The sequence below is a fragment of the Catenulispora sp. MAP12-49 genome (assembly GCF_041262705.1).
Taxonomy (GTDB): domain Bacteria; phylum Actinomycetota; class Actinomycetes; order Streptomycetales; family Catenulisporaceae; genus Catenulispora.
The window spans coordinates 156,715-183,201 of record NZ_JBGCCP010000008.1; the positions used below are offsets into that span (position 1 = coordinate 156,715).

Annotated in this window: 16 protein-coding genes; 5 read left to right on the plus strand and 11 right to left on the minus strand. The window is 68.0% G+C overall.

The features are described from left to right. The first annotated feature begins 207 nt into the window (after positions 1–207). Complete coding sequence (locus ABIA35_RS17515; protein WP_370358566.1) at positions 208–1,734, plus strand: GGDEF domain-containing protein; 1,527 nt, start codon at positions 208–210, stop codon at positions 1,732–1,734. Positions 1,735–1,927: 193 nt separating this feature from the next. On the opposite strand, the gene ABIA35_RS17520 is transcribed toward ABIA35_RS17515, so the two are convergent. Then, positions 1,928–3,190, minus strand: coding sequence for an alpha-L-fucosidase (locus ABIA35_RS17520; protein ID WP_370358567.1), 1,263 nt, complete (start codon positions 3,188–3,190; stop codon positions 1,928–1,930). Next, complete coding sequence (locus tag ABIA35_RS17525; RefSeq protein WP_370358568.1) at positions 3,187–6,081, minus strand: glycoside hydrolase family 2 TIM barrel-domain containing protein; 2,895 nt, start codon at positions 6,079–6,081, stop codon at positions 3,187–3,189. Before ABIA35_RS17525 ends, ABIA35_RS17520 begins: the two co-directional genes overlap by 4 nt. 312 nt (positions 6,082–6,393) lie before the next feature. Between ABIA35_RS17525 and ABIA35_RS17530 the strand changes: the two genes are divergently transcribed. Together ABIA35_RS17530 and ABIA35_RS17535 are read left to right on the plus strand one after the other, a co-directional pair. Beyond that, a complete protein-coding gene (locus ABIA35_RS17530) occupies positions 6,394–7,845 on the plus strand; it encodes a glycoside hydrolase family 1 protein (RefSeq protein WP_370358569.1) in 1,452 nt (483 codons plus the stop codon). Positions 7,846–7,992: 147 nt separating this feature from the next. Next, positions 7,993–8,808, plus strand: coding sequence for an inositol monophosphatase (locus ABIA35_RS17535; protein ID WP_370345057.1), 816 nt, complete (start codon positions 7,993–7,995; stop codon positions 8,806–8,808). A 119-nt stretch (positions 8,809–8,927) separates the two neighbouring features. Here ABIA35_RS17535 and ABIA35_RS17540 read toward each other — a convergent pair whose 3' ends face one another. The 5 genes from ABIA35_RS17540 to ABIA35_RS17560 form a co-directional block, all read right to left on the minus strand. Then, positions 8,928–9,836, minus strand: coding sequence for a carbohydrate ABC transporter permease (locus tag ABIA35_RS17540; RefSeq protein WP_370358570.1), 909 nt, complete (start codon positions 9,834–9,836; stop codon positions 8,928–8,930). Continuing rightward, positions 9,833–10,741: a carbohydrate ABC transporter permease gene (locus tag ABIA35_RS17545; RefSeq protein WP_370358571.1), complete on the minus strand. Its 909-nt coding sequence runs from the start codon at positions 10,739–10,741 to the stop codon at positions 9,833–9,835. Before ABIA35_RS17545 ends, ABIA35_RS17540 begins: the two co-directional genes overlap by 4 nt. Before the next feature lie 177 nt (positions 10,742–10,918). Next, positions 10,919–12,298 (minus strand): extracellular solute-binding protein, encoded by a 1,380-nt coding sequence (locus ABIA35_RS17550; protein WP_370358572.1) that lies wholly within the window; start codon positions 12,296–12,298, stop codon positions 10,919–10,921. A gap of 219 nt (positions 12,299–12,517) precedes the next feature. Then, on the minus strand, positions 12,518–13,705 hold the full coding sequence (locus tag ABIA35_RS17555) for an ROK family transcriptional regulator (protein ID WP_370358573.1): 1,188 nt from the start codon (positions 13,703–13,705) through the stop codon (positions 12,518–12,520). Between the two features lie 154 nt (positions 13,706–13,859). Beyond that, positions 13,860–17,213, minus strand: coding sequence for a hypothetical protein (locus tag ABIA35_RS17560; protein ID WP_370358574.1), 3,354 nt, complete (start codon positions 17,211–17,213; stop codon positions 13,860–13,862). Between the two features lie 737 nt (positions 17,214–17,950). On the opposite strand from ABIA35_RS17560, the gene ABIA35_RS17565 reads away from it, so the two are divergent. Then, positions 17,951–20,395, plus strand: a complete 2,445-nt coding sequence (locus tag ABIA35_RS17565) for an RICIN domain-containing protein (RefSeq protein ID WP_370358575.1) — start codon at positions 17,951–17,953, stop codon at positions 20,393–20,395. 265 nt (positions 20,396–20,660) lie between these two features. Then, positions 20,661–21,815, plus strand: coding sequence for an ROK family transcriptional regulator (locus ABIA35_RS17570; RefSeq protein WP_370358576.1), 1,155 nt, complete (start codon positions 20,661–20,663; stop codon positions 21,813–21,815). A gap of 850 nt (positions 21,816–22,665) precedes the next feature. Here the strand turns inward: ABIA35_RS17570 and ABIA35_RS17575 are convergent. The 4 genes from ABIA35_RS17575 to ABIA35_RS17590 all read right to left on the minus strand — a co-directional run bounded on the left by ABIA35_RS17575 (position 22,666) and on the right by ABIA35_RS17590 (position 26,431). Further along, the gene (locus ABIA35_RS17575) at positions 22,666–23,208 is read right to left on the minus strand and encodes a SigE family RNA polymerase sigma factor (RefSeq protein WP_370358577.1); all 543 of its coding nucleotides are present in this window, start codon (positions 23,206–23,208) and stop codon (positions 22,666–22,668) included. Positions 23,209–23,266: 58 nt separating this feature from the next. Then, positions 23,267–24,376, minus strand: coding sequence for an acyltransferase (locus ABIA35_RS17580; RefSeq protein WP_370358578.1), 1,110 nt, complete (start codon positions 24,374–24,376; stop codon positions 23,267–23,269). A gap of 97 nt (positions 24,377–24,473) precedes the next feature. Beyond that, positions 24,474–25,775, minus strand: a complete 1,302-nt coding sequence (locus ABIA35_RS17585) for a sensor histidine kinase (RefSeq protein WP_370358579.1) — start codon at positions 25,773–25,775, stop codon at positions 24,474–24,476. After that, complete coding sequence (locus tag ABIA35_RS17590) at positions 25,772–26,431, minus strand: response regulator transcription factor (protein WP_370358646.1); 660 nt, start codon at positions 26,429–26,431, stop codon at positions 25,772–25,774. Before ABIA35_RS17590 ends, ABIA35_RS17585 begins: the two co-directional genes overlap by 4 nt. Positions 26,432–26,487 lie beyond the last annotated feature (56 nt).

The following is a 26,487-nucleotide window of genomic DNA, read 5'->3' on the forward strand; positions in this document are numbered from 1 at the left end:
GCCCAGTCCGTCACACACCGCGTCCGCGTCCGAGTCCCCGACTTCGGCCGCAGTCGCGGGCAAGGCTCCGCTGGCCCACACCGGCGCGAACATCAGGCGTCACTGACGACCTGTTCGACATCCCCCACACGCACCCCTCCAAGCTGCGCACCCGGCGATCGACGGTTAGCCTTCGAGCCCGGGGTTTGCAGCGAGGAGGTGTGAGCTGTGAACGGACACGACGACCGAGACCGGCTTCCCGGTTCGAGCGACACGCTGGTCGAGCTGAAGAACACCGGTGGCATCCGAGCTTTGCTGACGCAGTCCGAGCGCATACTCCAGGAGTCCAGCGATGCCGATGAGCGCGCTGTGGCTTCGGTAATGCGCATGTCGGCGCTGCTCGACCTCGACGACGCCGGACAGGAGTACCTCGAAGCGGAGCAGGACGCCCTCCAAGCCGTCGAACTCGTCGCCGAGCCTGTGGCATTGGGGCTGTTCCACGCCGAGGCCGCTGCCGGCTCCCGGTTCAACGGAGACTGGGACGCGGCCCTCCAGCACCTGCTGGACGGGGAGCAGGCGCTGGACTCAGCGGCGACGCCGACGTATCTGTCCGCATTCGCCTGGCGCGCACTGTCGTACTGCCAAGCCTGGATCGGACTGCCCGAGGCGGCCACGTCCTCCCTGGTCCGCTGCGAGGAACAGGCGGTCGGCCGGTGGCCCGTGCTGGCCAGCAATCTGACCCCCAGGCTGACCGCCGCGCTGCTGTTGGACGATATCGGCGACACGGACGCCTGCGTTCGCCAACTGGAGGAGATCGCACGGGTCGTGCGCGCCGAGGAGTCCGTGGAGTTCACTACCTTGTCGTACTGGGACAAGATGAACGCCTCCTACGCGCTGGCCCGGCTGCTGGTGCTCGGTGGCGAACCGGGGGTGGATCCGCGAAGGCTGGCACCGCCGGTCGGGCCGATGTTCCCCGAGCTCAGGAAACGCAAGGTACTGGCGTGCATGGCGATCGCCGCAGGACGGCCGACAGCGGCGCTGGCCTTCTTCGACTCCCTCGACGTGGACAGCGAAGCATACGCCGCCGAGCACTACCGGCTGCGATCCATCGCCCACTCGGCCATCGGTGACCACGCCGGGGCACTCGCCGCCGAGCGGCAGTCCTTCCGCCTCATGAGTCAGCGGATGTTCCTCATCCAGCGTTCCCTGGCCAACCGCGTCGTGCACGGCCCGGACCCGGCGATGCTGGAGACGACTCTGGCAGGCTACGCGGCGCAGGCGCTGACCGATCCGCTCACGGGGTTGCCGAACCGGCGCCACCTCGACCAGCGCCTGGCCGAGTTGATCGACTCCGGCCGCCCGGCCGCCGTCGGGGTGCTGGACCTGGACCGGTTTAAGCAGGTCAACACGGTTCACGGTCACATCGGCGGCGACAACGTCCTGCGCCGGGTCGGCGACATCCTGGCGTCAGCCTTGCGGGACGGGGACCTGATCGCGCGCTACGGCGGAGACGAGTTCGTCATCATCCTTCCCGACACCTCGCTGAGTGACGCCCACATCATCGGCGCCCGTGCCACCGCGCTGCTCGCCGCAGCCGACTGGAACGACATCGCGCCGGACACGCCGATCGGAGCCAGCGTCGGCTGGGCCGACATCCGCGACCACCACTCGGCCACGGACGTCATCAACGCGGCGGACGTGCGCATGTACACGCACAAGTACGATGACGGTCCTTCAAAAGGGCAAAGGCCGTGACGCCACGACCGTTGTTCCCCGAACGGCCCGCGCTCCGGGCCCCGGAACCGGTATCAGCGTCTCGACTGTCACCGGTTCCGCGCACGTGGAGCACACGACCATCGGCACGCATTCGTGCCCGGCGTGCTCGAACAGCAGCGGTGGCCCGCCCTGCGGCCGACTGGACGATCCGAGCGGTGTGAGGGCACGGATGTCAGTAACGAAGGGCGAGTACATACGCGTGCTCGATCAAGGCTTTCGGCATCGTTACCGAGATCATCTGGCTGCCGTGCGTGTCGAGGGAAGCCTGCCAGCGCCAGGCGACGGCATCGTCGACTCCGAGAAGGTCCACGCGTTCTGGCTTTTCGCCGGGCCAGTGGAAGCTGATCTCGGTGGGCAGATCTTGTTCAGCCGCCAACAGCCCGATGGCGTACACATCGCGATCTTTAGCCGTGAACAGCAGGCCGTCGCGTTCGAATGGAGCGATCGGCCTGGTGCCGTAGATCGCGCCTCCGTGGACGTCGAGCCACGCGCCGATCCCGGCCAGTCGTTGGTGGACCGCATCCGGGATGGCGCCGGTGTGGTCCGGTCCCAGTCCCAGCAGGAGGTTCCCGCCGCGTACTGTGACTCGGCACAGCAGGTGCACGATTTCGGTCACCGACTTGTATGTTTCGTCTGGGCCTGCGGTGTACCACATCGGGCCGAGCGTTATGCAGCTCTCCCAGGGGAACGGCTGGACTTCGTCGGGCAGCGTCTGCTCGGGGGTGCGGTACGCCTCCTGCGGGCCGTGGACCTCGCGGTCGACGACCAGGATCTGCGGTTGCAGGCTGCGCGCCTCGGTGGCCAGGGCGGGCATGTCCAGGTCCTCACGGGGTTCGCGGACCCAGCCGCCGTCGAGCCAGAGGATGTCGACCGGGCCGTAGCCGGACAGCAGTTCCCTGATCTGGCCGTGGGTGAAGTCCTTGAACCGCTGCCATCGGGCCGGTTCCTCGGCGGGGGAGTAGTTGGCGAAGCGGTCGGGGTGGGGACGGTCGCGGATCCAGTAGTCGTCGCTGTGCCAGTCGGGCTTGGAAAAGTAGACCCCCGCGCTCACTCCCCGCGCGCGGAACGCGTCGAAGACCTCTCTGGTCACATCGCGACCCAGCGGGGTGTTGGTCACCTTGTATTCCGACAGTGCCGTGTCATACATGGCGAACCCGTCGTGGTGTTTGGTGGTGAACACCGCGTACTTCATTCCCGCAGCAGCGCAGGACGCTGCCCAGGACCCCGGGTCGAAGGCGGGTGCGTCGAAGGTCTCCGGCAGCATCTCATATGCCTTCTGGTAGCCGGCCGGGTCGTCGGCCCACTGCGCCGGCCGGGCACACCACGGATCGGGTTCCTGGCACAGCGTCCAGCTCTCGAACACGCCCCACTGGCTGTACGGCCCCCAGTGGATGATGACGCCGAACTTCAGGTCCTGCCATTCGTCGATGTTCACGGAGCAACTTCCATCGCGAGGGTGAATGTCTGAGGCGTGAGCAGCAGAACGTCTTCCGGCAGTGGGCCAGGTCCGCAGGAGGCGGACCCCAGACCGTGCTGGGCCAGGTCGATGTGGCAGAACAGGCGGTCCTCAGGGCGTAGCGCCGCGTTGTGGGCGGTTTCGGCGAGTTGTCGGCGGCTGTAGGGGCTGACGGTGAGGCCGAACGGACGATCGCCGGTGATGCGCAGCGGTCCCACCTGGGCCCAGCGGACGTCGAGGCGCTGGCCGTTTTCCTGGGGGCGGGCGTAGGGGGTGTGCAGGCTCGGGACAGCGGATTCGTAGCGGCCAAGGCGGGAGGCGGCACGGCTGTCGCTGTAGGCCTCACCGGGGCCGCCGCCGTACCAGGCGACGGTGTCGTGCTCGGGCGGTTGTTCCAGGACCCAGCCGATCCGGCCCACCGGGACGGTCCAGTCGCCCACGGGCTCGACCGTGATTTCGCACAGCGCCTGTTGACCATCGGAGCTCCAGCGGTAGGTCGTCACAACAGCGTCTCGCCGGTGCGCGGCGGCGGTGCGGATGACAGCCGTCACTGCCGGGCCGGTCACGTCCAGGTGCGTCAGGCGGTGTGTGAGGCGGTGCAGACCCAGCCGTGACCAGGCGCTCGCGACGGCCGTGGCCTCGTCGGGGCCCCGGTCGTTGTCGGTGGGGGCGCGCCACAGCTCGAGCCGGGGGCCGGCCAGCGTGACGCCGCCGAGCTCCACGAGCATCCCGGTGTAGCGATCGATGCGGGCCGGACCGACGCTGACGATCCGCTCAAGGCTGCTGTCGCGGTCGGGCCCGTCCTGCTGGAACACGGTGGCAGCCACCGCGGGACTGCGAAGCTGGACACGCGCCGGCCCTGCCGACACCACGTGCTGTGCGAACGCGATCTCGTGCCCGGCCGGTGCCCACGCCGCCTCGGCCGCGAGCTGAACGCTGACCGTGAAGACGAGCTCTCCTGAGTCGGCGCCACGCGGGATTTCAGGGAAGCGGACATCTGCCTGGTCTCCGGGGCCGAGTACGGGGACAGGCAACTCCCCGGCGTCGACCTCGATACCGTTGTCGGTCAGCGTCCATCGGTAGCTCAGGTTCGCGGTGCCCGTGTGGTCGTAGGCGCTACTGATCACTATCGAGTCCGTGCCGAACGCCAGCCGGATCGGGGCGTTGACCGCCGCCACCTGCGCCATGCCCGGCGATGGGGAGCGGTCGGCGAACAGAAGGCCGTCGCAGCAGAAGTTGCCCGAGTGCAGCACCTCGCCGAGATCTCCGCCGTAGCCGACGATCGTGTTCCCGGCGGCGTCGGTGGTGGTGAGGCCCTGGTCGATCAGCTCCCAGACGAATGCGCCGGCACACCGCTGGGACGATTCGATCAAATCGCGGTACTCCAACAGCCCGCCCGGCCCGTTCCCCATCGCGTGGCCGTATTCGCACAACAGGTACGGTTTGGCCCGCCGCCGCGCGTCCTGGGCAAGATCCGGCAAGGCCGGCTCCGCCCGCTGCGCGATCGCGGCGAGTTCTTGATGAGGCGTGTACATCTGGGACCACACATCGGTGTAGGCGGTCTCCCGATCGCATTCGTACTGGATCGGCCGGGACGGATCGGCGGACTTGGTCCACGCCGCCATCGCCGCCAAGTTGAAGCCGGTGTCGGCCTCGTTGCCCAGCGACCACATCACGATGCAGGGGTGGTTGCGGTCGCGGGTGACCATCGAGCCCATCCGAGACACCAACGCCTGTGTCCAGCGCGGGTCGTCGACCGGGTTTCCCTCCGGGTCGACGTCGATGAATCCGTGGGTCTCCAGATCGCACTCGTCGATGACGTAGAGCCCGTACTGGTCGCACAGCTGCAGCAGATAGGGGGGCGGCGGATAGTGGGAGGTGCGCAGCGCGTTCAGGTTGGCCCGCTTGATGGCCAGAACGTCATCGAGCATGTCCTGCCGGGTGAGAGCCCGCCCCCGCAGCGGATGGAAGTCGTGGCGGTTGACGCCCCGCAGCACCGTGCGGGCGCCGTTGACCCGGAACACGCCGTCGGATACCGAGACAGACCGGAAACCGGTGCGCACGTGCACGGCGCCGCTGGGCCCGTAGACGGTCACGTCGTACAGCTGGGGCGATTCGGCCGACCAGGGCAGGACCCCCTGGATGGTCACCGGCTCGCCGAGCTCGCCGGTGAAGCCGAGCTCGGAGATCTCGAACCGGCCGGGCACATCCGCCGTCACGGTGATCGACCCCGCTCCGTCCGCCCAGTCGGTGTCGACTCGCACGTCCGATGGCACACCCGTGGGCAGATGCCGCAGCGACACCTCGCGGAAGATCCCCGACAGCCACCACTGGTCTTGGTCTTCGATGTAGCTGGAGGCCGACCACTGGTGTACCCGCACCGCGATCAGATTCTCTCCGGCTTTCAGATGCTCGGTGACATCGAACTCGTGCGTGAGCCGTGAGCCGACCAGCAGCCCCAGCTGCACACCGTTGACCCAGACCACCGCGGTGGAGTCCACCCCCTCGAACCGCAGCAGCACCCGGCCCGAGGACCGCCACGCCTGCGGCACCTCGAAGAGCCGGCGGTAGGAGCCGACTTCGTTCTCGAAGGGAACGTGCGGCACGTCGAGGGGGAACGGGTACTGGGAGTTCGTGTACTGCGGGCGGCCCCAGCCCTGCAGCTGCCAATGCGACGGGACATCGATAGTCGCCGCAGCTTCTCCCCGGCCTGCTTCGAAGCCTTCTGGGAGGTCGGTTGAGTCCGCGGACCAGCTGAACCCCCAGCATCCACCCAGATCGAGAGCCGGGAGGCCGTCCGGCGCGGTGCGCGGAGGCAGCGTGCCCAGCGGCGGACCGGTGTGCTCCAGGTAGTCAGTGGGAGTTATCAACTTTTGCATCCCTGAGGTTGAGACCGCGATGGCGATCGAGCTAAACAAGTAGGGAGTCTACCTATAATCAAGCGGCAGGCGCCAGAGCTGCTGCACCCCGATCTTCCGCCCCCGGGCCCGCGCGCCCTGCCACTGAGAAGCGGTTCGACCCGTAGGCCAGGGCTGGATCTCGTCATACTTTTTAAGTAGGTTACCTATTAACTTTAGTCCGGTCAGCCTGGCCGGACTCGTGGACACCGCTGGTTGGTCGCCGGGCCCCGATGCCGCGGGCGTAGGCGATTCAGCGGCGAGCTGTGAAAGGAACGCTCTGAGATGACCGAGGCGACACTCGCCACTGAGGGCAAGGTTTCCGGGAACACCTGGGTCTTTCCCCCTGCCTTCGTCTGGGGGGCGGGCACCGCCGCCTATCAGATCGAAGGCGCGGCCGCTGAGGGCGGCCGGACACCTTCGATCTGGGACACCTTCAGCCACACGCCGGGCAAAACCTCCAACGGCGACACCGGGGACATGGCGGTGGGGCACTATCACCGGTTCCGCGACGACGTCGCCCTGATGAAGCAGCTGGGGCTGGGCGCGTACCGGTTCTCGACATCCTGGCCCCGCATTCAGCCCGGCGGCCGGGGACCGGCCAACATCGAAGGGCTGGACTTCTACGCGCGACTGGTGGACGAGCTGCTGGCCGGCGGCATAGAACCGGTGCTGACGCTCTACCACTGGGACCTGCCGCAGGAACTGGAGGACGCAGGCGGGTGGGGAAGCCGCGACACCGCCTTTCGGTTCGCTGAATACGCGGCGATCGTCGCCGACCGGCTAGGTGACCGGGTGAAGACTTGGACGACGCTCAACGAGCCCTGGTGCGCGGCCTTCCTGGGCTACGCATCGGGCATCCACGCGCCAGGACGCCACGAGCCCGAGACCGCGCTGCGGGCCGCGCATCACATGTTGCTCGGCCACGGGTTGGCCGTCGGCGAGCTACGCAGCGTTCTCCCGTCGTCGGCTCAGGTGTCGATCGCGCTCAACGTCGCCCAGTTCCGCACGGAGTCGGACTCCGCAGAAGACCAGGACGCCTACCGCCGCCTTGACGCGCTGCAGAACCGGATCTTCCTCGATCCGCTGTTCCACGGCTCCTACCCGGCCGACTTGAAGGCGGACACCGCCGAGGTCACGAGCTGGGATTTCGTCGAACCCGGTGATCTGGAGATCATCTCCAGGCCGATCGACCTGCTCGGAGTCAACTTCTACAGCCCCATGCTGGTTGCGGCGCCGCTGTCGGAGCAGGACCGGGCCGAGGCAGGGGATGGTGGCGACGGCCATGGCAACTCCGACCACTCGCCGTGGGTGGGCAGCTCGGACCAGGTCCGATTCGTCCGCCAGGCCGGCGAGCGCACGGCTATGGACTGGGTCGTGGACGCGACCGGGCTTCGGGACGTCCTTCTGCGACTGCACCGCGACTACGGGCCGGTACCGCTGGCCGTGACCGAGAACGGTGCCGCGTTCGACGACGAGCTCGACGCGGATGGGAACGCGCACGATCCGCGACGCATCTCCTACATGCGCGGCCATTTGGTGGCTCTGCACGAAGCACTGTCGGCGGGCGTTGATGTGCGCGGATACTTCCTGTGGTCGCTGATGGACAACTTCGAGTGGAGCTTCGGGTACTCCCGGCGCTTCGGAATCATCCACGTCGACTTCGCCAGCCAGCAGCGCGTGGTGAAGAGCAGCGGTCGCTGGTACAGCGACGTCATCGGGGCCAACGCCGTCTGACGCAGCCGTCTGACGCGGCGAGCCGTATTGCAGGGCGTCTTCGGAGCCGAGCCTGCACCGCACCGAGGGGGGCGGTGCAGGCTCACAGCCGCGCCGACCGCACACCACAGGCTCGTCGACGGAGCCCCGCCCTACACTCTGGTGCCCATGACGGCAACCGAGGATCTTGAACTTGCGCAGCAGCTGGCGGACATCGCCGACGGTATCTCCCTGCGATACTTCGCCGCGGGGGCGGTGCCGACGCAGACCAAAGCCGACGGCAGTCCGGTCACCCCAGCAGATCGCGAGGTTGAGCAGGCGATCCGCGACCGGCTCGCGACCAGCCGCCCCGACGACCTCGTCATCGGCGAGGAGTTGGGCAGCCACGGGACGGCGTCGCGGCAGTGGATCGTCGATCCGATCGATGGAACAGCCAACTTCTCGGCCGGTCGGCCCGAGTGGAGCACTCTGCTCGCGGTTCAAGTGCATGGTGAGATCGTCACGGGCATGGTCAGCGCGCCAGCACTTCGGCAACGCTGGTGGGCAACGCGTTCCGCCGGTGCCTGGACCAGTCGTTCATCTGACGATGGGGACCCTCAACGCCGCGAACCGCTGGTGGTCAGCTCGATCGCCGAGCTCGACAAGGCGACGGTCGCCATCTGGCCTCTCAGCGCCTGGGTGCCGCCACAATACGCCGCTGCCGGCAGGCGCCTGGTCGAACTCGGCGCTGACGGTGGGCCGTTGTCGGATTGGGCCGGGGTCTGCCACGGGGCCATGCTGGTGGCCGCCGGCGTGGCGGACGTCTTCTTCCACATGAGCGCCGGCCCCTGGGACATCGCCGCCGCCGTTCCGATCGTCGAGGAGGCCGGAGGGATGGTCAGCGATTTGGGCGGTGGGCGCAGCATCTCAGCGAAGGCGGCTGTTTACAGCAACGGCCGTGTTCACCGCGAGGTTCTTGACGAGCTTCAGCGGGCTATCGGGTAGTAGCAGTGGGGCCGGACCTGCCAGTCGTTCGTTGCGGACCTGCGCGCCTCCAGCCGAACTCCGTCGACGGTGCCGGGGCCGCTGTGCGGCCGCCCCAGCACCGTCGTTCAGAGCGCGGGTCAGAACTTGACCCCGCCCTCTTCCACTCCGCGGAAGAAGTAGCGTTGGGTGGCGAAGAAGATGATCGCGACCGGCAGCAGAGCGGCGAGAGCCCCGGCGAGCACGACCCGGTAGTCGAACCCGAACTGCCCTTCCAGACCCACGAGGCCGAGCATCAGCGTGAAGTTGTGGTCGGAGCGCAGGACCAGCAGCGGCCACAGGAAGTCGTCCCAGGCTGCGATGAAGGTGGTGAGGACGACGACGGTGAGGGCTCCCCTGCTGCTGGGGAGGAAGATCCGCCAGAATCTGGTCCACTCTCGCGCGCCGTCCAGCAGGGCCGCGTCCTCGATCTCTTTCGGAACCGCCATGAACGCCGCGCGCATGATGAGGATGTTGATGACACCGACCGATCCGGGGAGCCAGGCGCCACGCAGAGTGTCGACGAGGCCGAGGTTCCGGGTCTCCACGAACAACGAGACCATGATCGATTCGAAGGGGAACATCATCGCGGCGGTCAGTACGTAGAAGACCGCGTTGCGGCCGCGCCAGTTGGGCCTGGACAGCATGTACCCGGCGGTGCATGCGGCCACCAGGTTGGAGACGATGGACATCGTGGCGACCGCTGTGCTGTTGAGCATGTAGTGCACCAGCGGGATCTGCTGGTTGAGCTGGCTGTAGGCATGCAGGCTCCAGTGCCTGGGCAGCACGGTGGCGTCGGTGCCGAACAGGTTCTCTCCGGAGCTCTTGAAGCTCGCCAGTAGCGGAACCACCAGAGGACCGACCAGGAGAATCAGCACAGCCACCAGCAGGATGTAGTGCCCGGCCCGGATGAATCGGGGATTCCGGCGTCGGGGGCTTCTGCGCTCGCCCGGCTGGGCCGGGCGCTGTCCGGCGGAGGTGCGCCGTGGATGTGGCGATGTCGTCGTCATCGGGCTTCCTCACTCCGTCGGTTGAAGCGCTGGCTGGCCAGGATCAGACCGAAGGTCAGCAGGAACAGCACGACGCTGGCGGCGCTGGCCAGGCCGACGTTGCCGGTCAGCGGGTCCAGGCCGATCGAGCGGATGTAGAACACGAGCGTGGCCGATTGCCCGCCGGGGCCACCGTCCTCACCGCCGAGTAGGTACACCTCGGCGAAAACGCGTAGCGCACCGATGGCCGACAGGACGCCCACCAGATAGGTCATGGTCCTGACCCCCGGCAGCGTCACGTGGCGGAACCGGGCCGTTGCGCTGGCGCCGTCCAGTTCGGCGGCCTCGTAGAGACTTCGATCCACGTTTCCGAGCGCGGCCAGGTATAACACCATGTAGTAGCCGAGGCCCTTCCAGACGGTCAGTGCGATCGCGGACAGCAGGACCATGGTGCTGTCCGAAAGGAAGGGCACCGCCTGGTGGATGAGGTGCGCCTTCTTCAGTGTGCTGTTGACCAGGCCGTCGTCTTTGAGCAGCGTTTGCCAGGCCAGTCCGACCACGACTGTGGAAGCGACCACGGGCACGTAGTAGGCCGAGCGGAAGAACCCGATCATCGGGATCTTGGGACGCACGAGGCAGGCCAGCAGCAGCGGCAGCGAGACCAGCAGCGGTACGGCGATCGCCAGGTAGAGGAGGCTGTTGCCCAAGGCCGTCCAGAAGTCCGGGTCGTGCCACAAGGTCGAGTAGTTGGCGAAGCCGACCGCGTGGACCGGGCCGCCGAGCGGCTTGGCGTCGGTGAACGACAGCGACACGGTGTTGGCGAACGGCAGCAGTCCGAACGCTGTGACACCGGCCAGGGCGGGAGTCACCCACAGCCACGGGATCCACCAGCGTCGATGCAGTTCGGCGCCGCTGCGTGCGGTCATGGTGCCGCCTTTCCTGAGAGTTTGCCGTCAGTGCGTGGAGTCGGCCTCGGGCCGGTGCCGGCTTCGCGGCCGGCTCGGGCCGCGCGGGTCTCAGGCCCGCGCGGCCCAAGTGGGGCGGGACCACGCGCCGCGCGGTCCGCCCCGGCTTCCGCAGCCCCCCACAGGCCGCAGAAGGGTTCAGTGGTTCAGAGACGCCATGATCGTGTTGGCCTTGTCCTGCGCGGCCTTCAGCGCGGCATCGACGGAGACCTGGCCTTGCATGGCCAGCTGCAGCTGCTGCACGATCGCCTTGCCGATATCGGTGTTGCCCAGGTAGAGGGCCGGCACCCAGGCCTGCGCGCTCTGTGCTTCCTTGGCAGCCACCGCCCGCGCGGTGCTGAAGGGGTCGCCGTCGGCAGGCGCGGAGAAGTACGGGTCCTGCAGGCTCTTGGTCGTGGTCGGGAAGATGACCACCTTCGGGTCCTTGCACCAGGCCAGCTGCTCGTCCGGGCTGGTGATGAACTGGGCGAAGGCCACCGCCGCCGCGGGGTTCTTCGTATTCTTGTTGACGGCGACGAACTGTGCGTTCAGCAGCGTCTTGCTGGGGTCGCTCTTCGGGAAGGGCGCGACGGCGGTGTCGGGGTACAGCTGCGGCGCGTTCTTCTGAACGCTCCGCAGGAAGCTGGCGTTGGTCGAACCGAAAGCGAGATCACCGTTACTGAACCCCTGGCTGGGGTCCGGTGCTCCAGTGATGGAGTCCTTCGGGATCGCGCCGGACTTGTAGGCATCGACGTAGCCCTGCATCCAGGCCTTGGCGTTGGGGTCGTCGGCGAACGTGAACTGGGTGTTGTCCGCGTTCATGGCCTGGACGCCCATGCCGTACCACTGGTCGGGAAGGATCCACGTCGGGTTGCCCCAGATCGACGCGTCGCCGGTCTTGGCCTTGATCTGCGCGGCGTCCGCGAAATAGTCGGCCATCGTCGCCGGCGGCTTCGCCGGGTCCAGACCCGCCGCGGTGAAGATCTTCTTGTTGTAGGTCAGGACAGACGGCCCCCAGTACCAGGGGAACGCGGTGTGCGTCCCACCCTTGCCGAACCCGGTGGTGGTCCACACCGACGGGACGAACTGGTCCGCGACGCCGGGCACCTTCTTGTCCAGCGTCATGAGCGTGCCGGCGTCGCTGAGCGCCTTGATGTCCGAGGTCGCGATGTTGATCACGTCGGCGAGGGTGCAGCTGGAGGCGTCGGTGACCAGGCGGGCGTCGGTGGAGTCCGCCGGCAGGTCCTGCCAGTCCACGCTGGTGCCCGGGTGCGCGTCGGTGAACTTCTTGATCTCGGCGTTGAAGAAGTCGGCGAAGTCGGACTTGAGCCCGCTGGTGACGAACGTGATCTTGCCGGTGACCGCGCCGGTGATCGGGGAGTCGTCGGAGTTGGATGCCGGAGAGCCGCAGGCGCCGGTGGCCCCCGGACCGGACTTGCCACCGCTGCCGCTGCTGGAGGCGCCGCACGCGGCGGTGAACAGGATGAGAGCCGCGGACCCGGCGACCGCCGCGCGGCGGGTGGAGCTGGTGTGCTTCATGGGGCTTCCGCTTTCCTGGAGTGGGTGGGATCGGTGGCGGGCGGAGCGCCTGCCATTTGTTTATAGGTAGACTCCCTACTTGTTTGCACGACCGTAACCGTCGCCTCTACCTGTGTCAAGGATGCAAATCGGTAACGGAAGCGCCCGGTATCGAGCACCGCGCCGGGTTCGCCGCCGCCGGGCCGATCGCGGCAGCCTATCGCCCCCGACCTGCGCGGATCACGGTGACAACGATCCCCACAGTGCGTCGCGGGCATCGTCGACGGCGCTGGAAACGGCGCCCGCGATGATCCCGTCGTCGGGCAGCGCGCTCGGCGCCACGGTCGTGGGGGTGGGGCTCAGCGGCCGGAGGGCGTCTTCGACAGCGGCGGCGAGTGCGGGTCCGCCGACTTGACCGATGGGACCGGCCAGGACGATGTGCCCGGGGTCAGTGAGGGTGCACAAGGAGGCCAACCCGACCGCGATGCGCTCAGCGGCGGCGCCGAGTAGTGCGGTGTCCGGGTGCGACAACGACGTCAGATCCCGGTCGGCGCCGTGCGCCTCGGCCAGGTCTTGAAGTGCGGCGGCGCCGATGAGCGACTGGAGCCCGCCCTGGAATCCCGCCCTGGGACCGGGTTCCGACGGAAGCGGTGTGACCCGCGCGCCGGGTGTGGGCATGTAGCCGATCTCGCCCGCGCCCCCGGAGGCGCCCCGCAGCGGTCGGCCGTCCAGGAATATGGCGCAGCCCAGGCCGGTGCCCATCCACAGCACAGCGAAGTCCTCGCGGCCGCGGGCCGCACCGTGCGCCTGTTCCGAGATGGCCGCCAGCATGATGTCGTGCTCGAGCCGGACCCGGCACGGCAGCAGCAGGCGCAGGCGCTCGACCACGCGGTGCTGCCAGTGCGGGAGGTCCCAGGCGAAGCCCAGATCGCCGTCGTGCGGGTCGACCGGGCCGTGGATCCCCACGACGGCCGCTCCGAGTTCGACCCCCCTGGGCTCGCCGTCTCCGTTCGCGCCGCCCGCCTCGGCAGCCCGCGTCGCAGCGTGTACCGCCGACGCGACCTGGTCGGCGGGTTCCGACTCGTCGACCGGCCTTTGGGCCTCTCCCAGCCGGATGCCCCGCAGGTCGGTGACCACCGCGTGCAAGTGGTCGCCGTCGACGCGGACGGCGACCGCCGCCTGCCGTCGGCTGATGTCGTACAGCTGGGCGTTCGGACCGCGCCGTTTGATCCCGGACTCTCCCGCCGCCTCGATGAGTCCGGCCTCCAGGAGCCTGCTGACGACGTCCAGCATTGACGGCTGAGACAGACCGGTGGCCGCCCTGAGCTCCGCGCGGCTGATCGGGCCGTGGCCGGCGATCGCGTCGAGCGTCAAGCGGTCGTTGATGACCCGGGCCAGTGCGGGGCTCGCGCTGGTTGTGGGCGGCATAGACTCACCTCTGGGTGTCAAGCGGTACAGGTCGATAGATAACCGGTAGCGTACCTGTTAATTGCCTGTGGCCTGAGGCCGGGCCGGTATGGCGCCGCCGTGCATGCGGCGCGGCTGCCCGACAGCCGTGCCGCATGTCGCTTACGGTGTCTCGTCAGTCGTGGATGAGGTCGAATTCCTCCCAGGCGTTGATCGCAGTCCGGTTGGCGATCAGTGGCGAGGATCCTGCGTTCTCGGCCGTCACGATCATGTTGTTGGCGTGCGCGCGTAGGCTCACGCTGCCGTCGGTGTTGTTGATGAGGTCGAATTCCTCCCAGGTGCTGATTGCGGTGCGGTTGGCGATCAGCGGTGAGGCTCCTGCGTTGTCGGCTGTCACGTACATGTTGTTGGCGTGAGCACGCAAGCTCACGCTGCCGTCGGTGTTGTTGACGAGGTCGAACTCCTCCCAGGCGTTGACCGCGGTGCGGTTGGCGATCAGCGCCGATGCCCCTGCGTTGTCGGCCGTCACGATCATCTTGTTCGCGTGCGCGCGCAAGCTGATCACGGGCGGGTTCGCTGTGGCGATGGCGAAGATGTGCAGGGCCGGGGTGCCGGCCGTGAGCGGTCCGCCGGGCGGCAAGGTGACGCTGGCGATGGTCTTGCCGGCCGTCACCGGTACGGTCTCGGAGAAGAGGTCAGCCGTGTGGCTGTAGGTGGTGTTGCCCTGCCTGTTTTGGTACGCGGAGCTGACCGCGACGGCTCCGCCAGTCGGCGGGGTGGTGGCGGACCAGTCCGGTGCGTTGAGGGTGTAACTGCTGGTTGTGCCGTCGGTGTAGGTGACGGTTCCGGTTCCCGAGCTCGGTCCGTAGCTGGCGGAGACCAGGAACCCCAATGCTCCACCGCCGCCCACCGCGATCTTCTGGCCGGCCGCGACCGTGTTGTCCGGGGTTCCGGCTGCGACGTTTGGCATGGTGAAGCTCAGGCCGGAGGAGCTGATCGTGCTGCCCGCTCCGGCGCCGGCGTTCGCCAGGGCGGTGGCGGACATGCTCGCTCCGCCGCCGTCGAAGTTGCCGGGCGCGGTGTTGGTGTCCCCGGTGATCCCGACGTTGTTGAAGGACGCGGCCAGGCTCGTGTAGGACGGTGCCGCATCCAGGCCGATCTGCACACTTCCCAGGTGCTTGGCGGCGGTGGCCTGGGTGCCGGTCACCTGGGCGAACGGCAGAGAGCTGGTCAGGGCCGAAACCGGCTCGACCAGATAGGACGAGCCCTGACTCACCGGGATCGAGAACTGGCTCGCGGAGGTCGGGGCGACGATGACGGTGGACTCGTCACCGCCGTTGACGACCTGGACACTCTGGCCCGGCCAGGGATTACGGATCGCGATCGTGCCGGTGCTGCCGGCGTTGATGCCGACCGTGCCGATGACGCCGCCGTGCACCTGGACCGAGACGGTACTGCCGCCCTGGATGAACACGGTGCCGTCGGCATCCCAGCCGGCCGGCAGCGCCGGGGCGATACGCAGCAGGCCGTCGTAGTCCTGTACCAGCGACTCGTTCAGCGCGGCCGCGACGACGCCTTGCTGTTCGGCGTAGGTGTCGTTGTTGACGAAAGTGGCCAGGCCGGACGGCAGCTTCTGAAAGGACTCGGTCAGCCCGATCAGCGTCGAGGCCATATCCGAACTCAGGCCCAGGCGTGCGGCATCCAGCGGGTCGTCGCTCCAGTCGTTGGCCTGCTTGTTGGGCCGGTTCGCGAAGGTCCGTTTGGCGAGGTCGGTGAGCGCGGAGTTGTCGCCGATCAGGCCGTAGGGCCAGACCGGTTCCAGGCCGATGTTCTCGCTGTTGTGCTTGGTGGCCGACGGGTCGTAGGAGGGGGCGATGACGTCTTGGCCGGCCGCGTCGGACGCCGGTGTGAGTAGCTGGCTCTGCGTCGCAGCGTCGGTACGCGCGAACGGCTCGATCTTCGCCTCGGCCGCCGTCAGCGTGCTGACGAGCGCGGTATCGGTGCCGAGAACCTGTGCGGCCGCAACGGTCGCAGGGAACAGCGCCTGTTCGGCGGCGATGTCGGTGGTCGGGTCGTGGACGTCCCACTGGGTCTCGTGGGCGTTGGAGGGATAGGTATGCAGGTAGCCGTCGGATCCGGTGGTGGCATAGGCGAGCAGGAACTGCGCGGCGCCGGACATCAGCGGGTAGTTCGCGGCCAGGAACGACCTATCGCCAGTGGTGAGGTACTGCTGCCAAACCCAAAGCCCGACCTCCGCACCCGTGGAGATGGTGCGGGCGTTCCAGTCGGAGGCTGAGGCGGCGTTGCAGTCCGGGTGCGTGACGCCGGCGGTGGTGTACTCCAGGCCGGTACCGTTGAAGCGCATGGTCTCCGGGACGCACAGTCCCGCCCGGCCGCCCATGTTCGCCTGCGTGGCGGCCTGGATGCTCGCAAGGTTCTGCTGGTAGAGACGGAAGTACGGGGCGTTCAGATCGAAGGCGCCTGAGGAGATGTTCGCCTGTACCTGCATTCGCAGGTTCCACTGCCAGTACGCGGCGGCATCCCAGGTATGCCAGTCCTGACCTGTCGAGAACAGATCCGCGACACCGGCTTGTGAGCCCGGAAAAGTATCGCGGCTTTCGGCTGCGGCGTCGTACAGGTCCAGGGTGCGCAGATTCTCCAGGTAGTCGGCGCTGCCGTCGGCTGAGGAGAACTTGATCAGCCCGACCCGCCCCCAGAACGCGTGCCACCACGCCAAGTGACTGGCCGACAGCGAGGACGCACTGGCCGAGGCATCGCCGCCCAGCAGGGCGGCCGCGGTGGCTTGGGCATCACCGCCGGTCCAGTGCGGGGCGGCGGCGATCACCCGGAAGGTGCCGTCGGCGTTCGGGGTGACCGTGGCCCTGACCGTCTCGGAATCGACCGCCGCAACACTCACCTGCGATCCACCGGCCGTGATCGCGGCGAGCGACCCGAACGTCTGCCCGGTGGCACCCGGCTGCGTGTTGTCCACCCAGGTCTCGGCCAGTGTGCCGATCGCGCCGGAGGCCAGAACCTCCGGCGCACGCGGCGACCACAGATTCAACGACGCGGTCTGCGGCGTGTTCGGGTCCGCACCGGTCACATCCACGACCAACTCGTCCTTGTCGGCACGCGTGTAGACGGTCGCGGTCATGCCGCCGCCGGACTCGTGGATGGTCGCGTCGTAGAGGTCGACATAGCCGGTGAAGTCCGGCGCCGAGGTCAGCTTGGACAGGCCCGGGATGGTCAGCCAGCCAGGCGACTTACGGTCCGGCAGCGTATCGGAGCGGTTCAGCTGGGCCGTGAAACCGCCCGCCGCCCAGACCGCCGCGCCCAGCGTGCCGTTGCCCAACGGCATCGCCTGCGACGGCGAGGTGTTCGCCGCGCCCAACACGATGTCCGAGCGCCGCACCAACCCGGCCGGGTCGGTCTGAAAACGGCCGGACTGCCAGGCCGTGGTGCCGACCGCCGCATGCGCCGCCGGTACCGTCAACGGCACCATGCCGGCGGCGGCGACCAACGCCGCCACGATCAACGTGCCGATACGAGACGATGGTGCTCTTCGTGCTCTTCGCAAAGCCGGCTCCTTTGCATCGGGAAACCCACCAGGTGAGCGGGTCGTACGAGAAGGCCGAACCCGGATCGGTGCACGGACCACGTCTGGTTCACGCCCCGTGGAAAACGCCGCGCCGGATACCCCGGCGGATCAACAGCTTGAGCTGCGAGCGGAGCGTGTCTGAAGTCGCGATGCAGCCCGGCATGGCAGAACCCGGCCACTACGAGGTGTGCGGCCACCGGTGATGAAAGAACGGCGCGCGCCTTGTCTGGACCGATCTGCAGGGCTGGGGCTCCGGCAGCGGATCCGTCTGAACGCAGATGAAACCCCTCGGTAACGAAGCTGTCAAGAACCTGAGCGAAGAAAGCTCCGATCTATTTCCCCCTCCGGGAGGAGGAAGTTGACTAGATCAGTCTTCATCAGGATCTATTTCCCGAAGGTGGCGTTGGAGAGGTGTCGAAACATCGGATCACCTCGACCTCTAGTCAATCGGTACGGTACCTGTTAGTTTGCTGGCCAGTTGCACGGAGTCTGGGCGGTGGTCCCCAGAACGTCAGGCGAGGAGCTTGGGTCAGCTCCACAGCCGGGGACGCCGGCACGAAACGCACCTTCGGTAACAGGGTCGTGATGAGCGCGCCGTCCCGCGCCCGTCCGAACCATCTGCTGCACCTCACAGCACGTCCCTTCCCGCCACGAAAGGAAACCGTGTGATGACCGGACCGAACAGGAGAACCATTCTCACCACGGCCGGGGCCGGCGTACTGGCCACCGCCGTGGGCATGCGGTCAGCGGACGCAGCCACCGCCGCTCCCGCATCGGCAGCTGCGTCGGCATCGGCCGCCGCGCCAGCCGGTGCTCAGTCGACGGCCGGCGCGGCTGCCGCCGCCGTTCCGGCGATGTCCCGCGCGACCTCGGCCTTCCTGAACAGGGGCCTGTTGGTCGGCGCGTGGATCGCCACCGAGGCCAGCGGCCGCCGGGTGCCGACGATCGCCGAATGGAACACCGTGGACCTCGACGTCCCGGTGTACTACGACCCGCCCTTCTACAGCCCGAACTTCATGGGCCAGCTGGGCAACAGCTCGTTCGGCGTGGCTCAATGGCCCACAGGCAACGGCTGGACCGGCCCGGACAAGCACACGGTGCTACCCGGCGCAGATCCGCTCTACCTCCCCGCCCAGGGGATCGACTTGCGGCCATACGCCGCGAACCTCTTCACCCTGTGCATCGGTGACGAGGAACAGTTCAGCTCCACCGACCTGTCCTGGAAGCAGCAGTGGTTCGCCGCCTTCCGCAACAACTACCCCAACGTCGTGGTCCACTCCAACCAGTGGCCGTACGAGTGGACCGACTCGCAGGTGGCGAACTACATCACGACGGCGTATCCCGACCTGCTGACCTACGACAACTACCCGTTCGTGGGGCCGAATCCGTATCCCGGCGGGAACATCTCGCAGGTCTACGACCGGGTCGCCCTGTACCGGAACTACGCCATCACCGCATCCGACGATCAGGGAAGGGGCCGGCTGGAGTTCGGCCACTACCCGCAGGGCTACATGCAGTACAACTACACACCGTCCGAATCCGAGCTCTGCTTCCACTACTACGTGCTCTGGGCGATGGGCGGCAAGTGGAACGACCTCTTCCGCTGGGAGGACTACAACGCAACCACCGCCAACGACGTCCGGTGGTGGAACCCGGACGGATCGCTGACGCACCTGTCGGTGGTGGTCGCGGAAGCCGCCGCCCAGTCCCGCGCACTGAGCCCCTACCTGGTGCGGCTCTACACGAAGAGCACCTGGTACATCGGCGGCCAGCACCTGAGCAACGGAACCCCGACGGCCAACGATCACCCACAGCTGGTCGGAGACTGGGCCACCGGCGTTTCGCCCTACATCGCCTCGATCACCGCGACCAACACCGGCGGCGGCAACAACGGACTCCCCGGCGACGTCATGATCGGGTTCTTCGACGTCATCCCGGGCGTGCTCAGCGCATCGGCCGGGACCTCGATCCCGGGGAACGCGCAGACCGTCCTCGGCGACCCGAACACGAAGACGTTCATGATCCTGAACGGTCTGTACGGCCCGAACACGAACAGCACCGCGGACAACGCGACCGGCTTGTCCGCCCAGTACGCCCAGAACGTGACCGTGACACTCAACCGCGCCAGCGGTGTCGTGAACCAGGTCTACAAGGTGGACCGGTCCAGCGGCGCCCTCGTCACGATCAACACGACCGCCGTCAATGGAAACCAGGACCAGTTCACCGTCGCACTGCCCGGCGGACAGGGTGACCTGGTCTTCGTCACGACCGGACCCGGGACGATCACACCCGCGTCCGCCTCCGGCAACCTGGCCCTGGGCCGGCCGACCACGGCGTCCGGCGTCGAAATCCCCTGCTACGCCCCGGCGAACGCGACCGACGGCGCCATCGGGACGCGCTGGTCCAGCCCGGCTATCGACAACTCGTGGATCCAGGTGGACCTGGGCTCGGTTCAGACGGTCAACCGCGTGGTCCTGGTCTGGGAGCCTTCTTACGGCAAGGGCTATCAGATCCAGATGTCCACCGACGGCACTAACTGGACGACGATCTACTCCACGACCACCGGAGCCGGCGGCACGGAAACCCTCACCGGGTTCACCGGCACCGGACAGTACATCCGCATGTACGGCACCGCGCGCGCCACCCAGTGGGGCTACTCGCTGTACGAATTCCAGGTCTTCAACGACCCCTACGTGCTGGTCAACCGCAACAGTGGCAAGGCCATCGACGATCCCGCGCGCTCGACCACCGCGGGTACGCAGCTGATTCAGTACACGCGTAACGGCGGGTCCAATCAGTCCTGGCGGCTCCAGCCGGCCGGCGCGGGGATCTACAACCTCCTCAACGTCTCCTCGGGCCTGGTGATGGACGTGACCGGCGGCAACAGCGCCGACGGCACCCCCATCATCCAGTGGACTTCCAACGGTGGAAACAACCAGCAGTGGCAGCTCGCCGACGCCGGCGGCGGCTACGTCAACCTGGTCAACGTCCGCACCGGCAAAGCCGTCGGCGTCGTCGGATCCTCCACCGCCGACCTGGCGAACCTGGAACAGGAGACCATCAGCAGCGGCGCGACCAACCAGCAATGGCAGCTGATAGCCACCACCAACTGATCACCCGCTACTCCCCGCTGCCCGGCCCCGCCGCCGAGCAGCGGGGGGCTCGACGCCTAACCCCTCAGCCAGGTATACGACAACTGACAGTCGCGCAGAGCGTCGCCTCCCCGGGGTCGCGCTACCATGTCTGGCTGCGGGCCGTAACCTGGAGAGATCGATCTGTTCACCGTGGCCGCCGTGGGATCGAGCCGGTGCTCGAGCAAGGCAGGCTGACGTGGGTCGGCCCGGCCCGGAGCAGTTCGAAGACGACCAGGAGGAATGGATGGCGGCCGACTCCCGTACGGCCAGACGGATGAACGACCGGGCGGCGCTCGACCTGATCGCGGCAGCCGGGCGGTTGTCCCGGACGCAACTGCGCGAACGCGTCGGTCTCTCTCAGCCGTCGGTGATCGACCTCGTCAGCCGCCTGCTGGACGCTGATCTGATCAGGGTCGCGGGGGAATCGGAGGAGCGCACTCGGGGCCCTCGCGCGCAGCTCTACTCGATCGCCGGTGACCGCGGCTACGTCGCGGGCGTGCACATCAATAACGAGGGGATTCAGGCCGCAGTCGGCGATGTCTCCGGATGGAGCTCGCCCACCGCGACGGCTCCCGCACCGCAGCTGAAGGCTGACCCGGCCCCGCAAATCGAGGCGGTCATCAACGCGGCCTTCAAGGCGGCGGGAACGCCGAGGCAGCCGCTCACGGCGGTCGTCATCGGCACCGGCGGCACCGTCGATCCCACCACGGGCGACATCGGACACGCCCCTGACCTTGGGAAATGGCAGGCACACTTCGTCGGCCCGGTGCGCGAACGCCTCGGCTGCGACGTTCATCTCGAGCGGGAGATCAACCTGGCCGCCATCGCCGAGGACCGGCTCGGCGACCAGCGGGATCTCCAGCGATTCGCGATCTTGTGGGTCGGCCGGGGCCTTGGCATGTCTTTCATGGACAACAGCGGCATGCCATTTCACGGCTCCTGGGGCGCCGAGGGCGAGATCGGATATATGCCGCTGCCGTCCCTGACCCGCAAACCCGCACCGCCGCGCACCTTCCAAGACCTCGTCGGATCCGTGGCGGTTCACGATCTCGCCCGCGCACACGGACTCGAAGACGCAACCGCCGAGGCAGCCGTCCTGACCGCCGTCGATCAAGGCCACGACGCCTTCCTCGACGAGCTGGCCGACCGCCTCGCACTCGGACTGCACGCCATCGCGACCGTCATCGACCCGGGCAACGTCGTCCTGACCGGCGCGACCGCCGACGCCGGCGGCGCAGACCTGGCCGCACGCGTCGAAGCAGCGCTCTCCCGGCGCTCCTGGCACCGGGTGAACGTACTTCCTGCCACGTTCGCGCCCGGGGAAGAGGCGATTCTGCGCGCCGGACTGCTGCTCGCAACCGAACATGCCCGCACCGCAATCTGGGGGCCGGCGGCGTAGCCGCCCGGTCGGCGCGACACTTCCGGGCACGTGATCTGTTCTGCCAGTTGTAGTGCCCATGAGCGTTGTTGACGACGATGTTGTTGGCGATCGTCAGGGCTCGTACTGCCGAGAGCGAGGATATTCGCGGTGAAAGCCGACACCGGCGGCGACCGCGATCGGCGACGGCGCTGCCGCGCTGCTCGCGACCGCAGCTTGGAACCACATCGCGCCGGACACACCTGATCGGACCAGCGCTGGGCAGACGTTCGGCCTCGTCGCTCGGCCGCAGACGTCGCGCTCATCGGCCCGAAGCAGGTCGGTGAGCAGCGTCGAACCAACGCGGCGCCACATCGCTCGAACAGCGGTACGCCGGGCGAGTCCTACAGCCCGTCCGCGCCGAACCAGTCCCGACGTCTTGTTTTCCGACCGATCCGCCTGCCGTTTTGACCTCTGCGGTCGTGGCGTTCGGAGTCCTGTCGGCCGATCGGAGCCGGAGCTGGAGGTGGAAGGCCCCGACTGCGCTCGGTGTCGCCGTGGTGCTCACCGCGCTGCTCGGCGTTTTCGTCGACCGGTGGTGGCGGCCGTTCCCCGAAGGACTGCCTCCGGAGGTCCTACTGGCTGGCGAATGACAGATTTTGGAATGGTGCTTCGGGACTATCTGGCTGAACGGGGAGCGGGTGACCCTCGTCCTGCCGAAGAGAAGGGCTAGATGGCGCCTGGCCCAGGGCTGTACTGGACCACCGTGGCGTCGGTGTGCTCTTGCTCATCTCCGTGACACCGTCCCCGACCGGGTCGAAGTCCTCGCCGCGTGAACGGGTGTCGGCGGGTCCGGACATGGCGCGGGCCGCCTGCCTGGCCCACATCCGCTTCACAGCTGGCCTCGCTCTCGTAGTGTCCGCGCGACGGAGCGCAGCCCACGGCTGGACGTCGACTTCACCGTGCCGCGGCTGATCCCCGTCGTCGCGGCGATGTCCGCCTCGGACATGTCAGCCCAGTAGCGCAGCACCAGCACTTCGCGCTGACGCTCCGGCAGCTGCTTCACCGCTTCCAACACCTCCCGGTGCACGCGGGGCAACGCCTCTTCCTCGGCTGATTCGGCAGGTGGAAGGAAGAAGGGAGGGTGTTCGCGGGCGGTCTTGTGGCGCCGCATGATCGACCGGGCGTTGTTGACCACCGCCGTCCGCAGGTAGGACAGCGGGTTGTCCAACATGTCGGTCCGGCCTCGGTGGCTGTGCCACAGCCTCACGAACGCGTCCTGCACCGCGTCCTCGGCGTTGCCCTGGTCGCCGAGGAGAGCGGTCGCCAGGCGGGTCAAGGACAGGCGGTGCAGTGCGTAGAGGTCGGCCAACGTCGGGCCCGAGGGCTCGTCGTCCTTTGCCCACGACGTTGTCGTGACTGTAGAGGTGGTCATGCCGCCAGCGTGGATGAGGGACGCTGAGGTTTTGATGAGGCGGCGTGCCGGGAGCGGCTCAGGACGTCGCCGTGGCTGGAGACCGCACCGCCGTCGAGTCCCCGGGTCCGCGTCGTCGGCGGTTCGGTGGCAGCAGGCTCGGCCGTCGGCGGGCTGCGATGTCCTCGACCCAGCCGAAGACGAGCGTGGCCACGGCGGTCCACAGGAACGTCCCGAGTATCAGCAGAACCGCTGTTCCGACGGTAGTGGGCTCCTCGGCCTGCAGCCCGAAGCTGCCGAGCAGCAGGCCGACGGCGAAGATGCCGGGGTTGTGCCAGAGATAGATGGTCACCGCCCGGGCGTTGAGCAGGTCGATCAGCCGCTCCAGCCGCGGCATGCGGGCCAGCCAGGCCATGGTCGGCCGGAACCGCAGCAGGAGCAGGACGAAGGCGAAGGACCAGAATGCGTTGGGCATCGCGTCCGTGGTCAGGTCGAAGTGGGACTCCTCCCGCCCGATCCAGGTCAGCCAGCCGCCGATGACGGCGGCGGCCAGGACGATCGGTACTACCACCTTCCACTTCAGCCGCTGAAGCATCCCGTCGTGATGGGCGAATCCCAGCAGCCAGCAGGCCAGGTAGGTGCAGAAGTCCCGGGCCGGGTCGAGGACCATGTCGCTCAGGCCGAAGGAATGCTGCTCCAGCACATACAGCAGGACGAACGGCAGACCGAGCATGAGCACCGGCAACCGGCGGAACAGCGGCAGCAGTACCGGTGTCAGCAATACGAACCACAGATAGGTGCAGATGTACCACAGGACCCCGTTGAAGAACTGGCCCCATTCGCTGGTGGGCGGGGTGTTCAGCGGCAGGATCCAGAACAGCATCTTCGGGTCGGTCGGCTGCGTCGGGTCATCCGAGGGCCAGCCGTGGAGCAGCATGACCGCGAAGCCCACCGCGCCCAATGTCCACAGCGGCAGCAACAACCGGCGCAGCCGGTGGCCGACGACCCGCACCGCGGAGCCGGACTTCGTCATCGACGCGGCCATCAGGGATCCGGCGAGGGCGAACATGATGCCCATCGACGGGAAGAGGATCGTCAGCCAGGCGACGCCCAGCGCGTGGTAGACGATCACGCGCACGATGGCGAGCGCGCGAATCGTGTCGATATAGCGGTCCCGAGTCGTTGCCATTGGTTCCTGTCTCCCGTCTGACTTCACTACGGACGGGAGTCTCACTCAGGCGACATGAGGTTTCGCTGAGGTGAGAGGCCGGCAACGGCCGTCACGGCTATTTGTGTGCAGGGATACGCAGGATGAACCGGGCTCCGCCACGGCTACTGGTGGCGACCTTCAGCGAACCGCCGTGCGCGTGCGCCACCCAAGCGGCGATGGACAGCCCGAGACCGCTGGAGCCGGCACCGCTGCGGAACCGCTCGAACAAAGACTCCGCGGCCTCGGGCGGGACACCCGGCCCGGCGTCGTCCACCGCGACGGTCCCGTCGGCGTCCACCGTGATCTGGATGTCGGCCGGCTCGTCGGGTGCGTGGCCGTGGGCGAGCGCGTTTCCCAGCAGGTTGGCCACGGCCCGGCGGACCAGGGCGGCGTCAGCGACGACGATCGTCGGTTCGGCCTGGACGGTCACCGTGTGCCCGCCGGCCGGGGTGTCGGCGACGACGGCCTCGACCAGTTGGTCGAGCCGCAGCGGTTCGGAGTTCAGCCGCAGTGCGCCCGCGCGCAGGCGAGCGCGGGTGAGCAGGCTTTCGACCAGCTCACTCATCCGTGTGGACTGGCGCAGCGTGCGGCGCATGACCTCGGCGCTGTCGACCTCGCCCCGCAGCCCGGTCTCGGCGAGCACGCGCAGTGAGGTGACCGGGGTGCGCAGGTCGTGGGCGGCGTCGGCGAAGAAGGCCTCCTGCTGGTCCAGTGCCGCCAGCGCGGGCCGGACGGCGCGTCCGGAGAGCCAGTAGCCGGCCAGCGCGGCAGCTGCCACCAGGATCCCGCTGGCCGCGGCGAGCAGTACCGTGAACTGTTCGTGGGAGTTCAGATCCCCGGTGATGTCGACGGTGGCGACCACGACGGTGCCGCTGTCGTCGGATCCAGGCCCGCCAGCCGGCTGTGCGGACATGCGCAGATGGCGGCCGTGGTCGGTGATGGTGGCCGATTCCAGGTCCCCCTCCTGGACGGCTTGCGCCGCGAGCGCCTGCGTGGCCGCGGCGGGAACCTGAAGGCAGGGTCGACGTGCGGTGGCGACCGGTGACACCTGGCCTGCGACGCTGCGGAACAGGGTGATGGGCGGACAGTCGTAGTCGCCGTCGCCGGGGTCTGGGTACTGCAGCTTGCCGTCGTCGTCGTAGCTCACGGTGGCGGCGAATCCGCTGGTCTGGAGTTTGAGTTCGGAGTCGACCTGAGAGCGCCAGGAACTGTCGTTGGCGTGTACCGCGACGACCGCCATGCCGATGACGGCCAGCGCGCTGGTCAAGGTGAACAGGATGGCGACCCGCCGCCGCAGTCGGTGAATCCGGCCGGCGGGCGTCGGCGGGGTCCGGCCGTGCCGGCGGGGTGTCCGGGCGGCCGGGGCCGGAGAGCTCACGGCTGGGAGTCCAGCCGGTATCCGATCCCGCGAACTGTGTGGATCAGGGGCGGGTCTCCCAGCTTGCGGCGCAGCTGCGACACCAGGACTTCCAGGACGTTCGAGTTGGGCTCGGTCATCTCGTCCCAGCAGCGCTCGATGAGTTCGGCGCGGCGGACGGCCTCGCCCGGCCGGTTGGCCAGGATCTCCAGGACGGCGAACTCCTTGACGGTCAAGGTGAGCAGGACGTCGTCACGGCGCACCGTCCGAGTGGCGGTGTCGATCTCCAGGGTGCCGCAGCGCACCACCGGGGGCCGGACGGGGGTGATCCGCCGGCACAGGTTGCGCACCCGCGCGACCAGCTCGGGAACCGCGAACGGCTTCACCAGGTAGTCGTCACCGCCGGTGGCCAGGCCCTCGACCCGGTCGGCGACGGTGTCCCGCGCGGTGAGGAACAGCACTGGCACGGTCTGTCCGTCCGCGCGCATCCGGCGTACGTAGTCCACGGAGTCGCCGGCCGGGAGCATCCGGTCGAACACGACGCAGTCGTAACTGTTGACGAACAGCGCCTCGTCCGCCGCGGGGAGGTCGGCCGCCTCGTCCACGGCCAGGCCGTTGCCGCGCAGGGCGGCCACGACGGCGAACCGCAGGTCTTCGTCGTCCTCGACCACCAATATGCGCACGTCAGCCAGGATAGCCGTGCGCGGGAGCGGAGCTTCCGGCGTCGATGCGC